This window comes from Xanthomonas sp. NCPPB 1067 (assembly GCF_020783795.1).
Taxonomy (GTDB): Bacteria; Pseudomonadota; Gammaproteobacteria; order Xanthomonadales; family Xanthomonadaceae; genus Xanthomonas; species Xanthomonas melonis.
The window spans coordinates 72,374-87,951 of the sequence record NZ_JAJGQG010000020.1; the positions used below are offsets into that span (position 1 = coordinate 72,374).

At 68.7% G+C, this 15,578-nt stretch carries 9 protein-coding genes; 6 read left to right on the forward strand and 3 right to left on the reverse strand.

What is annotated here, in order from left to right; all coding sequences use genetic code 11:
* The first annotated feature begins 32 nt into the window (after positions 1–32).
* From LL962_RS14990 to glnE, 4 genes are all read left to right on the forward strand, one after another.
* The gene (locus LL962_RS14990) at positions 33–1,106 is read left to right on the forward strand and encodes a 3-deoxy-7-phosphoheptulonate synthase (RefSeq protein ID WP_104585987.1); all 1,074 of its coding nucleotides are present in this window, start codon (positions 33–35) and stop codon (positions 1,104–1,106) included.
* Positions 1,107–1,521: 415 nt separating this feature from the next.
* On the forward strand, positions 1,522–3,699 hold the full coding sequence (locus tag LL962_RS14995) for a hypothetical protein (RefSeq protein WP_228317480.1): 2,178 nt from the start codon (positions 1,522–1,524) through the stop codon (positions 3,697–3,699).
* 381 nt (positions 3,700–4,080) lie between these two features.
* A complete protein-coding gene (locus tag LL962_RS15000; protein ID WP_228317481.1) occupies positions 4,081–6,585 on the forward strand; it encodes a hypothetical protein in 2,505 nt (834 codons plus the stop codon).
* 391 nt (positions 6,586–6,976) lie between these two features.
* A complete protein-coding gene (gene glnE / locus LL962_RS15005) occupies positions 6,977–9,802 on the forward strand; it encodes a bifunctional [glutamate--ammonia ligase]-adenylyl-L-tyrosine phosphorylase/[glutamate--ammonia-ligase] adenylyltransferase (protein ID WP_228317482.1) in 2,826 nt (941 codons plus the stop codon).
* A 108-nt stretch (positions 9,803–9,910) separates the two neighbouring features.
* Here glnE and LL962_RS15010 read toward each other — a convergent pair whose 3' ends face one another.
* From LL962_RS15010 to LL962_RS15020, 3 genes are all read right to left on the reverse strand, one after another.
* Positions 9,911–10,468 (reverse strand): VUT family protein, encoded by a 558-nt coding sequence (locus tag LL962_RS15010; protein ID WP_228317483.1) that lies wholly within the window; start codon positions 10,466–10,468, stop codon positions 9,911–9,913.
* A 302-nt stretch (positions 10,469–10,770) separates the two neighbouring features.
* Positions 10,771–12,231 (reverse strand): nitrilase-related carbon-nitrogen hydrolase, encoded by a 1,461-nt coding sequence (locus LL962_RS15015; RefSeq protein ID WP_228317484.1) that lies wholly within the window; start codon positions 12,229–12,231, stop codon positions 10,771–10,773.
* A 391-nt stretch (positions 12,232–12,622) separates the two neighbouring features.
* Entirely contained in the window at positions 12,623–13,570 is a 948-nt protein-coding gene (locus LL962_RS15020) for a mitochondrial fission ELM1 family protein (RefSeq protein WP_228317485.1), read from the reverse strand.
* A 137-nt stretch (positions 13,571–13,707) separates the two neighbouring features.
* On the opposite strand from LL962_RS15020, the gene LL962_RS15025 reads away from it, so the two are divergent.
* The gene (locus tag LL962_RS15025; RefSeq protein WP_228317486.1) at positions 13,708–14,298 is read left to right on the forward strand and encodes a malonic semialdehyde reductase; all 591 of its coding nucleotides are present in this window, start codon (positions 13,708–13,710) and stop codon (positions 14,296–14,298) included.
* 224 nt (positions 14,299–14,522) lie between these two features.
* Positions 14,523–15,254, forward strand: a complete 732-nt coding sequence (locus LL962_RS15030; protein ID WP_228317487.1) for a YceI family protein — start codon at positions 14,523–14,525, stop codon at positions 15,252–15,254.
* Positions 15,255–15,578: the final 324 nt, after the last annotated feature.

The following is a 15,578-nucleotide window of genomic DNA, read 5'->3' on the forward strand; positions in this document are numbered from 1 at the left end:
CCCGATGCAACACCGCTCACCGAGACACTGTCATGCCGCCTGTTACCGATGACCTGCGTATCCGCAAGATCGAAACCCTCGCCCCGCCGTCCGAGCTGCTGTCCCTGCTGCCCTGCGACGAGCGTGCCTCCGACACCGTGAGCAGCGCGCGCGCCGCGCTGCACGAGATCCTGCACGGGCGAGACGATCGCCTGGCGGTGGTGATCGGGCCCTGCTCGATCCACGACCCTGTCGCCGCGATGGACTACGCGCAGCGTCTGCGCCCGCTGCGCGACCAGTTTGGCGATGCGTTGGAGATCGTGATGCGGGTGTACTTCGAAAAGCCCCGCACCACCATCGGCTGGAAGGGATTGATCAACGATCCGGATCTGGATGGCAGCTTCCAGATCAACAAGGGCCTGCGCGTTGCGCGCGGGCTGTTGCGCGACATCAACAACCTGGGCCTGCCGGCCGGCGTGGAGTTCCTGGACATCATCTCTCCGCAATACATCGCCGACCTGGTGGCCTGGGGCGCGATCGGCGCGCGCACCACCGAGAGCCAGGTCCATCGCGAGATGGCATCGGGGCTGTCGTGCCCGGTGGGGTTCAAGAACGGCACCGGCGGCGACGTCAAGATCGCGGTGGACGCGGTGGGCGCGGCCTCGCATCCGCATCATTTCCTGGCGGTGACCAAGGACGGCCACACGGCCGTGGCGGCCACCGCCGGCAACCCCGATTGCCATGTGATCCTGCGTGGCGGCAAGCAGCCCAACTTCGATGCAGCCAGCGTGGAAGCAGCCAGCCAGGTATTGAACAGATCCGGCCTGCCGGCGCGGCTGATGATCGATGCCAGCCACGCCAATAGCGGCAAGAATCCCGAGAACCAGCCCAAGGTCGTGGAGGACATCGCATCGCAGCTGGAAGGCGGCGAAACGCGCATCGTCGGGGTGATGGTCGAAAGCCATCTGGTGGGCGGCCGCCAGGAACTGGTGCCCGGATGCGCGCTGACCTATGGCCAGAGCATCACCGATGGCTGCATCGGCTGGGACGCCTCGCTGCAGGTGCTGGAGCGTCTGGCCACGGCGGTGCGGGTACGTCGCGCGCGGCGGGTGGACGAGGCCGCGTGAGCGCGTAGCCAGGGTGCGCGAGGCGCCAGCGACGCCACCGGCTGCGGGCCAAGCCGCATGGCGCGCGCTGCCGGGACATCGCGCGCGGGCGCCTGGCCATCCTGCGTCGATGGGGTGAGATGCCTGGCCGTCGTGTGACTGCGGGCCGACCAGGGCCGTGGCCAGCGCACCACGTAGCGGGCGACCGCTGCGGACGGCGCCGTGATGCGGCATTCGCGCGCGCGGGGGAATCGGTCCTGTTCTGCTGCACTCCGGTCCGGGGAGCGGTGCGATCGGGCGCAGCCACGGCAATGCCACGATGGCGTGCGCGCCGGCTCGCGCAATGGGCAGGCCAGGGCAGCGGCCCGCGCGCATTCACGCGCCTGCGTCGGCGCACCCGCGATAGTGGCGCCAGACTCGTCTCCTGCCTACGCCCATGCCCTCTGTTCGCGATCGCTTCCAGCGCTGGCCCCGGCCGTGGCGCATCGCAGTGATCGTGCTGCTGGCGCTGTACGCGCTGTATCTGCTGGCCGGCAACGTCTTTCTCAACACGCCGTTGTTCGACGCCACCACCAACCGACAGCCGCACAAGTTCAGCATGCAGACCGGTCTGGCACTGACGCTGGTTCCGGGCCAGGTGATGGCCTGGAACGTGCGCATGCGTGGCCAGGCCAACCGTACGGTATACGTCTTCCATGCCGATCGGGCGCATGCGCGGATCGCACTGCTGGCCTTGTTCCGGCGCGAGGTGCGCCTGCCGTGGCTGCACGCGGTCAATGTGAGCGCAGAGGTCGACACCTCCGACACGCCCATCCCGCCGCCGCCACGTGGCAACCGCGGCTGGACGCTGCGCTTCGATGCGATCAGCAGCGACAGCATCCATAGTGCGCGCCTGGGCAAGCTGCTGATCGCCGGCCACGGTCACGGCACGGTCGGTTTCCTCAAGCAGCTCAAGGGCGGGCCGTCGGAGCTGTTCCCGTCCGAGGCGGGCTTCAGCGATGCGGTGGTCAGCTACGACGGAGTGCAGGTCTTCAATGGCGCCCAGGTGGATGCGCAGTTCCAGTTCCCGCGCCACTATCGCGACCGGGCGCCGGGCCTGCGCAAATTCGAGATCACCCGCGCGCGCCTGCAAATCAAGGCCAACACGGCGGCATTGAAGATCGACACCGGCGCGCCGAACGTGGACATCCGCAGCGGGCCGTCGACCGCGCGGGTAGAGGCCGACATCGCCCTGGCCAACGGCGCCCTGCAGCCGGGGAGCCGTGCGGTGTGGCGGCTGCCGTTGCTGGCCGGCGTCGGCGCGACCGATCGCGGCATGCTGGCCCTGCAACTGGATGTGGCGCAGGACATTCGCGTGCAGGCCCGGCTGCCGCGCGATGCCGACACCGGCAGCGAGCTGCATGCCGATCTGCGCATCGCCGGGCGCAGCATTCCCTTCCAGCAGCCGGCGCAGCTGCTGCCGCGCCTGTCCGGCCAGGTGCGCGGACGCTGGCAATTCGAATCGCTGAACTGGATTGCCGAGCTGTTCGTGCGCAAGCCGTGGTTCCAGCTCGAAGGTGGCGGTCTGCTCGAGGCCGATCTGCGCCTGGCACAAGGGCGCCTGACCGGCGGCAGCCGCCTGGACATCCCGCGCGTGGAAGCGGTGGCGCAGGTGTTCGATGCGCGTCTGGCAGGCATCGCCAACGCGCATGGGCGCATCGACGATGCCGCCACGCCGCAGGCGCACCTGGACGTGCGTATCCCCACCTTCAAGGCCAGCGCGCAGGATGCGCCCGGGCAGGTGTTGCTGGACGGCCGCGATCTGCGGCTGGCCATGCATGGCGATGCCGAACTGGCGCGCCTGCGCGATACGCTCAAGGCGCAGCTGCGCTTCAGCGATGCGCAGGTGCCCGAGCTCACCGTCTACAACCGCTATCTGCCCGGCAGGAACGTACGCCTGCTGGGCGGACGCGGCAGCCTGAGTGGCGACGTCGCGCTCAACGCCTCCGGCGACGTGGGCAGCGGTCACGCACACCTGCGCGGGCAAGGCGCGCATCTGGCCCTGGCCGGCGTGCAGATGCGCGGCGATGCCGAACTGCAGGCGCAGCTGCAGCGCGCCGACTTCAAGAACAAGTTCTTCGACCTCAGCGGCACGCGCATCCGGCTACGCAACATGCAGGTGGGCGATGACGCCGCCGATGCCGGCTGGTGGGGCGAACTGCAGGTCGGGGCCGGTACCATCCAGGCCCGTGCGCCATTCCAGCTGGATGCGCAGGCCGCACTGCGCATGCGCGATGCCGCACCGCTGCTGTCGGTATTTGCCCAGCGCACCGATTACCCGCGTTGGGTGGTAGGGCTGCTGGATTCCGGCGAACTCGAGGCCACCGGCCGGCTCCGCTGGCGCAAGCAGCAGCTGACGGTGGATGCGCTGCACGCGGAGAACGCACGGCTGTCGTTGCGCGCGCGGCTGGCGATCCAGGACGAACAGCGCCGCGGCGACCTGTATCTGCGCTGGGGCGTGCTGGGCGCCGGTATCGAGCTGGATGGCAAGCAGCGCCAATGGCACCTGGCAGGCGCACGCGAATGGTACGAGGCGCGCCCCGGCTTGCTGCCGCCGGTTTCCGGCAGCCAGTGACCTGACGCGCGCGTTCTCCGCAGCGCATCGTCGCATCCGTTGCCAGCATCGCAATGGGCTGCGCTGGGCCATGCACAGGCGCGAGCGCTGCGACGATGATCGGTGTGGGCTTGGGCGATTGCTCCGCATCGCCGCAGGTCCACGCCGTGCCGCAGCCGGCGCCCCTGGGCTGCGAACGCGATGCGTCGCCGAGGCCGTCCAGGGTGTATCGCGAAGATATGCCCGTCTGGCGGCGTGCGCACGACGAGGCCCTCCATCCACGGCATGCACGCACAGGCGTGTACAGCAGGCGCTGCCGCCACGTGATGATGTGCGCCGCGATCACGCAAGGCTTGGCACACTGCCTGGCGCCGCGTGCGCGGTGCTCGGGAGCCTGTGATCATGACGATGCCTGTGCACGCCCGTTGGCGTGCGTTGCCACGCGCAGTGCGCTGGCCGTTGCTGACGCTGTTGTGGCTGTATGCGAGCTATCTGTTGCTGGGCAATCTGCTGCTCAATACGCCGCTCGGTCCTGCGGTGGTCAATCGCAAACCGGATGCCTTCGCCATGCACTGGGGGCCCGCGCTCACCTGGTGGCCCGGGCGGTTGGTGTTGTGGAACGTGGATCTGCAGGGGCGTTCGAAGCGTCACGATTGGACGGTGAGCGCGCGACGCCTGGGTGGACAGATCCGCATACTGCCGTTGCTGCATCGGCAACTGCAGGTGCCGCAGCTTCACGCCGATGGCGTGCGTGCAGGCCTGCAGCCTGCAGTACCTTCTGCACCGTCCGCCGTGGTGGCGCGCCCAGTGGCGCGTGGCCCTGCCATGGCGAGCGGCGCCAGCGCTCCGCGTGGCGGTCCTCCGGCCGAAGCAGCGGCTACTCAACGCGGGCCGCAGTCTGCGGTGCCCGAGGGCGCAACGCCAGCGCAGGGGCGTCCAGCCTCCGCGCCGCTGGCGATGCCGACACGAGCGGCGCCATGGGCACAGACAGAAGCACCGCCGGCAACCACTGCTCCAACGATGCCAGCGCCGACATCGACGGCGCTTCCATCTGCAACCTCCGTTGCAGGCACGCAGACGCCGGCAGAGCCAGGCTGGATCCTGCAATTCGATCGTATCGACGCCGAGCAGGTGCACGCACTGGCGCTGCACCGCCTGCACATCGAAGGCGAAGGCCGACTGCAGCTTGGCCTGTTCAAACAGCTTCGCGGTGGGCCGCTGGAGCTGTTTCCCTCGCGCGTCGTGTTCGAGCGCGCGCGCGTGCGTTGGGGCGACCGCGAGCTGCTGCGTCACGCACAGCTGCGGCTGCAAGCCGGCATCGCGCGGCATGCGCCCGACGCCGCGCCTGGGCTCGCGATCGTGCAGCTGACCGATGCCCTGCTGTCGGTACACGGCGACACTGCAGCGCTGGATGTCGTGCGCAGCGCACAAGGTCGTCATGCGGTTGCGACCGGTCCAGGCAAGGGGCGCGCCGATGGCGAGCTGCACTGGGCGCGTGGTGCGTTGCAGCCGGGCAGTCGGTTGCAATGGCGTGCCCCGTTGCACGACAGCGCACGCACGCCGGCAGCGTTGCTGGGCGAGTTGAAGGCGCAGTTGCAGGTCGATGACGACATCCGCCTGACCGTTGCCATGCCAGAGCCCGCCAATGCCGGGCTGACGCTGGATGCCGACCTGCGTGTGCGCGGGCGTCAGCTGCCGTTGCGCGGGCTGCGTGCGTTGCTGCCGCGTACCAGCGGGCATGCGCGGCTGCATTGGCAGCTGGCTTCGTTGAGCTGGATTCCTGCGCTGTTCCCCGATGTCGACTGGCTCACCCTGCAAGGTGACGGGGTAGTGGATGCCGACCTGCGCATCGACCGTGGCCAGCTCGGTGCAGGCAGCCGTCTGCAGGTGCCGCATGCGCGTGCGCAAGTCGGTGTGATGGGACATGCGATCGACGGGCAGGCCAGCGCCGATCTGCGCGTGGACGCCGATGCGGGTGGCCAATTGCTGCCCGCGCTGGCTCTGCAGATGCAGCGGTTCTCGATTGCGCATGCCGATGCGCCGACTCGCCCGTTCGTGCAGGGCCGCGATCTGCGGCTGGATCTGCAGACGCGTGCCGATGCGCGCAACCTCAGCAGCCTGCGCGATGCCACGCGCGCGCATCTGACCTTTGCCGACGCGCGGGTGCCGGACCTGCGTGCCTACAACCGCTATCTGCCGCAGCAGCAACTGCGCTTCGACGGCGGTAACGGTGTGCTCAGTGGCGATCTGCAGATCGAGCCCGGTGGGCGTATCGGCAAGGGCGGATTACGCATCGGCGCGCGTGCGGCGCGGCTGCACTTCGCAGGTCTGGCGCTGCGTGGCCATGTGGACGCGGATCTGCGTCTGCAACGCGGCGACCTGCGCGCGGAAAACTTCCGTCTCGATGCCAGTACCGTGCAGTTGCGCAATGTCGGTTTCACCGGGCCCGATGGCCGGCGCCGCGACGGTTGGTGGGCGCGCATCGCATTGGACGATACCCGCATGCATTGGCACCGGCCGGTCGGCGTGGACGGGCGGGTGCGTCTGCAGGTACGCGATCTGGCGTTCCTGTTGGCGCTGTATGCGCGCGATCGTTCGGTTCCGGACTGGATGCTGCGGATGGTGGATGCCGGCCAGGCACAGGCCACCGGCCGTCTCCATTGGCAGGGCGACACCGTTGTCGTGGATCGCCTGCAGGCGCATAACGCACGCTTTCAGGTCGACGCGCGGCTGCGCCTGCAGGGACGCCGGCGCGATGGCAGCCTGCTCGCACGGTGGGGCGTGTTGAGCGCCGCGGTCGGCCTGCGCAGCGACGTTGCGCAGTGGCATCTGCTGCGCGCGGCGCAGTGGTATCAGGCGCAGCCGGATCTGCTTCCGGCGCAGCCATCGCGTAACGCGCAGCCGTGAAGAAACTGCAGTTCTGTACCGCCTGGTATTGTTTTGCAGTGCAGCGTGCAAGTCGCATTCGGGGCGCGCACTATGCTTCTGCATCCCGACGTGGGGGAGGGAGCAAAGCCCGCTGGCAGTTCGCTGCAAGCGGGCTTTTTTATTGCCTGGCGTTCGGCCGTTCATGCATGGGCCGGCGTTCGTGCAGGGGGCGCCGTTGTAACTGTACTCTTCATGGCGCGGCATCGCTGGCGACGATTCCTGCCGATGTGGGTCGAGTGCGGTTGGATGCGCCGTACAGGGTGCGCTTCCGTTCGCCCATCGCGCACGGCATCGACGATGCGCGCGTCAGCAGCGCATCCCGCAACGCAACCAGGATGCCGCCAGGTGCCCGGGATGCCAGAATCGGCCCATGTCACTCCCCACTGCATCCGCTTCTCCTGCGCTGGCCGCCCTCATCGAACGGGCAGTGGCGCGTGTCCGGCAGGTCGTCTCTGCCGTGCAGCCATGGCCGGGCGACGTGCTCGCCAGGCAGCTCGAACGGGTGGCGCTTGCCAGCGACTTCGCGCTGGAGACGCTGGCGCGCCAACCCGCGCTGCTGGCGCATCTGGCGCAGGACGATCCGCCGCCGCTGCCGTTACCGGTGCTGGACCCGGCGCAGCCGCAGGACTGGCCTGCGCAATTGCGCCGATACCGTGCCGCCGCATCCACCCGGCTGGTATGGCGCGACGTGCTGGGCATGGATCGCGTGGACGCCACCCTGGCCGGGGCCACCGCGCTGGCCGAAACCTGTCTGCAGACCGGGCTACGGGCATTGGAGCAGCAGTTTTCCACCCGTCACGGCCAGGTGATCGCCGCAGACGGCAGCGTGCAGCGGCTGGTGGTGTTCGGGCTGGGCAAACTGGGCGGCGGCGAGCTGAATTTCTCGTCGGATGTGGACCTGGTGTACGCCTATCCGCAGGGCGGAACCTCCGATGGACCACGCCCGCTGGCGGCGGAAGAATATTTCGCGCGGCTGGGCCAGCAGTTGGCCAAGCTGCTGGACGAAACCACCGCCGATGGCTTCAGTCACCGGGTGGACCTACGCCTGCGTCCGTTCGGCAGCGCCGGGCGGGTGGCCTTGTCGTTCACCGGCATGGATCAGTATTTCCAGCGCGAGGGACGCGATTGGGAGCGCTATGCCTGGCTCAAGGCGCGCGCAGTGGCCGGCGACATCGCCGCAGGCGAAGCGTGGCTGGAAACACTGCGACCGTTCGTCTACCGCCGCTATCTGGATTTCACCGCGTTGGACGGCCTGCGCGAGATGAAGGCAGCCATCACCGCCGAAGTCGCGCGGCACGACCGGCTGGACGATATCAAGCGCGGGCCGGGTGGCATTCGCGAGATCGAATTTCTAGCGCAGGCGTTGCAGTTGATCCGGGGTGGGCGCGAGCCCGCCCTGCGCGAGCGCCGCTTGCTGCCCGCCCTGCAGGCGCTGGTCGCGGCAGGCCAGGTTGCGCCGGACACGGGCGCGGCACTGGCCGCCGCCTACCGGTTCCTGCGCCGGCTGGAAAATCGCCTGCAGATGCTGCGCGACGCGCAGACCCATGCCTTGCCGCACACGGCGCTGGAGCGCGAGCGCATTGCGTTGGGGCTGGGCTTTGCAGACTGGCAGGCGCTGCTGGCTGCGTTGACGCCCCATCGCACGCAAGTCGCGGCCGAATTCGCCGAATTGCTGGCGCCGCGTGTACGCACCACCGCCCCCGACGCGCTGGCCGATTACTGGCGTGCCCTGCCCGATGCCGATGCGGCCCCGCTGTTGGGCATCGGCCTGCACGATCCGGGCGCGGCGCACCAGGTGCTGGGCGATTTTGCGCAGTCCTCCGGGGTGCAGGCCTTGTCCGATACCGCGCGCGCGCGTCTGGATCGGGTGGTGCCAGCGTTGCTGCATGCCGCTGCCCATGCCAGCCAGCCAGATCCGGCGGTGCGCCGTCTGCTGGGGCTGTTGCAGGCCACCTTGCGCCGCACCAGCTACCTGGCACTGCTGGACGAACAACCCAGTGCGCTCGCGCGCCTGGTCGATGTGCTGTCCCGCAGCGCGTTGCTGGCCGAGCGTCTGGCGGCCTATCCGTTGCTGCTGGACGAATTGCTCGATACCCGCATCGGGGGAGCACTTCCTGACCGTGCCACGCTGCACGCCGCCTGCGCCGACATCGTGCACATCGACGATACCGAGGCGGCGTTGCGCGAGCTCAACGAACGCCGGCTGGCCTTGAGTTTCCGTATCGCGCTGGCCACGCTCGATGGCCGCCAGCAGGCCGTGGAAAGCACCCGCCAGCTGGCCTGGCTGGCCGAAGCGGTGGTGCAGACGGTGCTGCAGCTCGCGCGCAGGGAATTGGTGGCCGCACACGGGCAGGTGCCCGGCGGCACCTTCGCCATCATCGGCTACGGCAGCCTGGGTGGCTGGGAGCTGGGCTTCGGTTCGGACCTGGATCTGGTATTCCTCTACGACCACCCGCGCGAGATCGAACACTCCGACGGCAAGCGCCCGCTGGACGCAGGCCGCTGGTTCGCGCGGCTCGCACAGAAGGTGATGGCGCTGCTGGCCGCCGAAACCGGCGCCGGCCGGCTGTACGACATCGATGTGCGGCTGCGCCCGGACGGTGGCAAGGGCGCGTTGGTGTCGTCGTTGGCCAGCTACCGCGAGTACCAGCGCGAGCGCGCCTGGACCTGGGAACACCAGGCCCTGGTGCGCGCCCGATCGGTGGCCGGCGATGCGCAGTTGTGTGAGGCGTTTGCGCAGGTGCGCCGCGACACGCTGAGCCGCGTGCGCGATGCAGCGCTGCTGCACGAGGACGTGCGCAAGATGCGCGCGCGCATGCGTGCCGAACTTGATCGCGGCGATGCCGGCCGCATGGATCTCAAGCAAGGGGCCGGTGGCCTGGTCGATCTGGAATTTCTGCTGCAGGCCGGCGTCTTGCAGCAGGCCGCGCAGCACCCGGCCGTGCTGGAGGTCTGCCAGACGCCGGCCTTGATCGAGGCGCTGGTGCGGGCGCAATGGTTGCCGGCCGATCTCGCACGGCCGCTGCATGAAGCGCATGCCACGCTGGTGGATGCGGGGCTGGGGTGCACCCTGGATCGACGCCCGCGTCTGATCGCGCCGACGCCGGCCATCCAGCAGGCACGCCGGCACATCTTCGCTGCAGCGCGTGCGCAGGGACTGGAGTTTCCCGTTGGCAAGGATGCAGCGGCGTTGTAGCTGCGTGGTGGTGGTTGGGAGCGTTCCCCCCATCCGCCCTTCGGGCACCTTCCCCCGCTGGCGGGAGAAGGAATCGGCAACCTCGATGCTGCGCGTTGTGGTTGCCGTTCAGGCAAGGTGGCGTGGTGCGCTTCGCCATAGCAGTGCGCGGAATGGCCCGAGCAGCAGCACGCCCATGCCCAGCTTCACCGCCAGATCGCCTGCCGCCCAACTCACCCATGGCAATGCCGCGCCGGCAAAGGCCACGCTCCAGAAGATCGCCGTATCCAGGGTGGCGCTGCAGGCAGTGGCCACGATCGGCGCGCGCCACCAGCTGCCGGCGCGCAGCCGGTCGAACACGCTGATGTCGAGCAGCTGGGCCGCGATGAAGGCCGTACACGAAGCGGCCGCGATGCGTGGCGTCGCCAGCCACACCGACAACGCCACCGCCAGCGCGAATCCGCACCAGGCCACCGTTCGCGCCGCGCGCGGGCCGAAGCGACGATTGATCAGGTTGCTGACCAGAAAGGCCAGCGGATACGAGAACGCACCCCAGGTCAGCCAGGCGTTGATCGGATACTGCACCAGAACGTTGGACAGCAACACCACCGCACCCATCGCCAGCACCGCGCAGGTCAGAGCGCGGGCGGTGAGCGGTGCGAACGGGGGAGCGGGCATGGTGGGCATGGCGACGACCGGCGGGCGAGGCGCCGATTATCCGCATGGCGCCCAGCCCGGACCAGCCCAGCAACCCGCGGAAGGAGCGCACCCAGGCGCGAGAAGCTTTACCCATGACACCCGCCGGTCACGCAGCCATCGAGACCGCCCAGCGCAGCAACCTGCTGTAGGAGTGCACCCGGGCGCGACGGGCCTTACCGATAACACCCGTCGCGCCCGGGTGCGCCTGCAAAACTGGCAAGGACGCTGACAAACCGGCGCACCGTGATCGCAGCGAACAGTGGCCGTGGACTCATCTGGCAACAGCGCACTCAGCGATCGGCAGGTGCATGTCGCATGCCTGCAGCACCGCGATACGCCACACCTGCCAGCACCAGCACGGCCAATGCGCACAGCCAGCCAAACAGATCGCCCACACGGGTGTACAGCGTTGGCAGCTGTGACCCCACCGGTACGCTGACCAGCATGCTGGTACCCGGCAGCGGCGCACTGGCGGTCTGTGCGAGCACGCGGCCATGTGCATCGCTGACGATCAACCATCCCTCGCGCGCATTACGAGCCACTGCATAGCCGTTTTCCACCCCGCGCAGCACGGTCATGTGCGCCGACATCCACGCATCGCGATAGGCGAAATCCCATGCCGGCACCAGCATCATCGCCGCATTGCGCTGACCGTTGGCGCGTGCGAGCCGCGCGAACATCATGTCCTTGCAGATGGCCAGACCGAACCGCGCATCGCCGATGGCATGCAGCGCGTACGCCGTGCCGCTCGCGTACGCCTGCGCGCGTTCGGGCGGTGCGAGGAAATGCTTGTCATAATTCAGCACCCGCTGCCCAGCGGGATCGAACAGCCATGCCAGGTTGTGGGGGTGTGAGCCGTGTTCGGCGATCCCCACCACCAGCCATAGCCCATGCGCGCGGGCCAGCGCCGCGAAGTGCGCTTGCCAGCGTGCCAGCTCTGCCGGCGGCAGCACGGCGATCTTTTCCGGCAGCACCACGATCTGTGCGCCTTGCGCAGCCAGTTCGCCGATCATCGCATCGTAGCGGTCGCGAATGGGACGCCAATACGTCGGCGTGGCCACTGCATTGATGGGCTCGTCGATGGAGGCCAGGCCGATCTTCGTCGGGGTGCCTGCCGGCGGTGTCTGCAGACGCCACAGGCCACCACCGGTGCCCGCCGCCAGGACCAGGATTACCGCACCTGCCAGCGCCACCGGGCGCTGCACCCGGTGGCCGCGCCACAGCAGCACTGCCAGCAGCGATGGCAGCAGGCACAGCACGAACAGCAGGCCGGACACGCCGGTCACTGCGGTGAGTTGCAGCAACGGCAGGACCGCCGCCTGCGTGTAGGCAGGGCTGCCCCAATTGCCATCGGGCAGTAGCTGGGCCATCAACAGATCCACGGTGACCCATACCAGCGGGTAGGCCAGCACGCTCCAGCCGGTGCGCAGGCGTTGCACCAGTGCGCGCGTGGTCATCACGACGACATACCAGAGCGCGCCGACGCCGCAGGTAGCCAGCACCGCTGCCGGGAGCGGCATCACCAGGTCGAAATAGGATGCATAGCGCGTGGCCGCCAACAGGGTGGCGATCGCCACCGCTACCCGCGCCTGCCCAGTGCGTTGGATCGACAAGGCCAACCACAACAGCGGCACTGGTGCCAGCCACACCCACCACCATGCAGGGGCGAGGCCCACCCCGAACCACAGCGCAGCACCGGTGGCGAGCGAGACCGGCAACAGGCGTGAGGGTGGCATCGCAGTGTGTTGCACGATCGGTCCGGTGACGAGCGTGGCACGCAGTGTGTGCAAGTCTGCCGATCACGCAGCAGTGTCATCAGTCATTGTTGGCAGGATGCCGCTGTCGCACGCATTGAAGCAGCTCGCAGTCGGCAGGCATCGCTGCGAGTCATCGTCCGTAGGCGGTAGGCGGTAGGCGGTAGGCGGTAGACGTCTCGTGCGCGATGGTGCCGCGCCTGCATGATCGGCGCATCGCGTCGTGCGTGGCGACTGCAGCCGCAGCCAGCGTTTGCGCAACGGTCGGCGCATCACGCGCGACGACACTTCTCCTCGATCGACTGCGTTGCGCGAGCCGCCTGCAGCTGGATTCCGTGTCGATTGACTGCTGTGGTCGTGTTCCAGACGCCAGTGCGCCGCGTATGGATCATCGCCACAGGCGCGCGCGCACCTGTTCGGCGATGCGCTCGGTTTCGCGCACCGGCGCGATGTCGGTTTCGGCGCCAAGCAGTGCATCGACGGCATGCAGCCGTTGGCGGTTGCGCAGCGACTGCAGGTAGCTGCCGACCCGGCCGCTTGCGCAGTCGCCGAAGGCGGCCGCCACCGGCACGCGCGTGGCGCAGGCTTCGGAGAGCAGGTTGACCGAATCGGCGGTGGCCACGATCGCGTCGGCCCAGCCCAGCAGGCCGGCATACGGGTTGGGGCCGTCGCGTTCATCGCACCACAGCAGATGCGGCAATCCGGCGCAGGCCGCACGCAGCGGGGCGAATGCCTCGACCGGGGTGCGGCGCGAGGTGGTGACCAGCAGGCTGCCGCCGAGCGCGCGCAATTGGGCGCTCAGGTGGGTGCACAGCGCCGCCAGCGCCGGTGACGTCCACGGAACCTGCGCGGTGGGTCCGCCGATCAGCAATGCCAGCCGTGGGCCTGGCAGCCGGCCGAGTGCGGGGAAGGCCGTGCGCCCGGCCGCCAGCCAGGCATCGTCCACCGGATGCAGGCTGCCGAGCAGGGTGAGCACGTTGCTGCCGCGCAGCGCATCGTGCTCGGGCACGATCAGCAGGTCCCAGTGATGCGGCGCCAGCCGTGGATCCAGGATCTGCACGCTGCGGCTGCCACGGGCACGCAGCAGCCGGGTGGCCAATGCTGCCTGGCGGCCGCAACCGATGGCCAGCGCCGGCGGCTGTTGCTGCAGCCGGGCGAACGCTGCGCCAAACGCCTGTTGCGCACCGGGCAGCCGCCGCGGCGCCAGCCAGCGCCAGGGCGCCAGGGCCTGCAGATGCATGGGCTGGAACACTTCGGGCTGCAGCGCGCGCGCCAGGGCTTCGGCCTGGCGCGCATTGCCGGCGCGGCCATCGCTCAGCGCCCAGGTCACCGGCATCGTTTCACATTCGACATAGATTTGTTTCAGATTGCATGCGTGTGGCGGCAATCGCGCCACTCTACACTGGCACTCTTCACGCTGGCGCCGATGCCGCAGCCGACCGTCGCGCCGTTCCCCCTTCGTCAGGAGTGCCCATGTCCGATTCGCTCAACGCCGCCGCACTGGACCAGCTGTTCCGTACCGCCCGCACGCAGAACGCGTTTGCCGACACGCCGGTCAGCCAGGAGCTGCTGCGCGAGCTCTACGAGCTGGTCAAGTGGGGCCCCACGGCCGCCAACAGCGGCCCGGCGCGTTTCGTGTTCGTGACCAGCGCCGAAGGCAAGGCCAAGCTCAAGCCGGCACTGTCCGAAGGAAATGCCGCCAAGACCCTGGCCGCGCCGGTGACGGTGATCGTGGCGCATGACGAGGACTTCCACGAAAAGCTGCCGTATCTGTTCCCGCATGCCGATGCGAAGAGCTGGTTCGACGGCCCGCGCGAGGGACGCGCCGAGTCGGCGTTCCGCAACGGCTCGCTGCAGGGCGCCTACCTGATCCTGGCCGCGCGTGCGCTGGGGCTGGATGCCGGCCCGATGTCCGGCTTCGACAACGCCAAGGTGGATGCGGCGTTCTTCGCCGGCACGCCGATCAAATCCAATTTCCTGGTCAATCTTGGCTACGGCGATCCGTCGGCGGTGTTCCCGCGTCTGCCGCGCCTGAGCTTCGAGGAGGCCGCGCGGTTCGAATGATGCCGGCATGGGCGGCGCGCTGCCTCGCTGCGGTGCGCTGCCAGCCGTGCGGCTGGTCGTGGCGCGTGTGCATTGCTTGCGCTGCGTGCTTGTCCGGCCGGTGGCCGGTCGTTAGGGTGGTTGCGTCGCACCGGTGTGCCCGTTTCAGGTTTCCTGCAGTCCTCGTCCGTCTGCGTTTGTCCCACCCGCGTTCTCCGACGCGTCTCTCATCCCATGGAGTTTCAATGAAGACCACCCATAAGCTGTTGCTGCCGTTCGCTCTGACCGTTGCCATCGCCGCCTGCTCCAAGCCGGCCGACAACGCCGCCGCGCCCGCTGCCGAAACGCCGGCGGCGACCGCCCCGGCCGAGACTGCAGCCGCCCCGGCGCCTGCGGCTGCCGAAGCGCCCGCTTCCACCGCGCCGGCGGTGCAGGTGGCGTCCGGCACCTATACCCTGGACCCGACCCACACCGACGTGATCGCGCAGTGGAGCCACTTCGGCTTCTCCAACCCGAGCGCGCACTTCGGCAATGTCGACGGCACCCTGGTGTACGACGCCGCCGACGTGACCAAGTCCACCGTGCAGGTCACCCTGCCGCTGTCCGGCTTGAACAGCTTCACCGCCAAGTTCGACGAACACCTGAAGAGCGGGGACTTCTTCGATGCGGCCAAGTTCCCGACTGCCACCTTCAAGAGCACCAAGGTCGAAGCGGCTGGCAACAACAAGCTCACCGTCACCGGCGACCTGACCATCAAGGACCAGACCAAACCGGTGGTATTGGACGTCACCCTCAACGGTGCCGGCGAGCACCCGATGAAGAAGGTCCCGGCTGCCGGCTTCGACGCCACCACCACGATCAAGCGCAGCGATTTCGGCGTGGGCCAGTACGCGCCCAACGTCAGCGACGAGGTCAAGATCCGCATCACCACCGAGGCCCTGCAGGCCAAGGCGGGCGATGCTGCTGCCGCGAAGTAACTCCCGCGCAGAGCGCGGCATCGGTGCACGCAATGGCCCGATGCCGCAACCCGAGAGCCCGCCATCCGGCGGGCTTTTGCTTGCGTACGCAGCGCGCTTTGTCATTCCGGCGAATGCGTGATCGATGAACTCACCAACAAGATGCGGCCATCACGGGAAAGCCCTGTCGCGCCCGGGTGCGCTCCTGCGGCTGGATGCTGCACGCCAGGAATGGCAGCGAGCATGTCGGTTTGTGTAGGAGCAACTGTCTTCTACCCGGCAACTTCGCGCCATGGAGTGCCGTCTCTGACCATGGCATTGAGGCGAACCAGGAGCACGCGCATG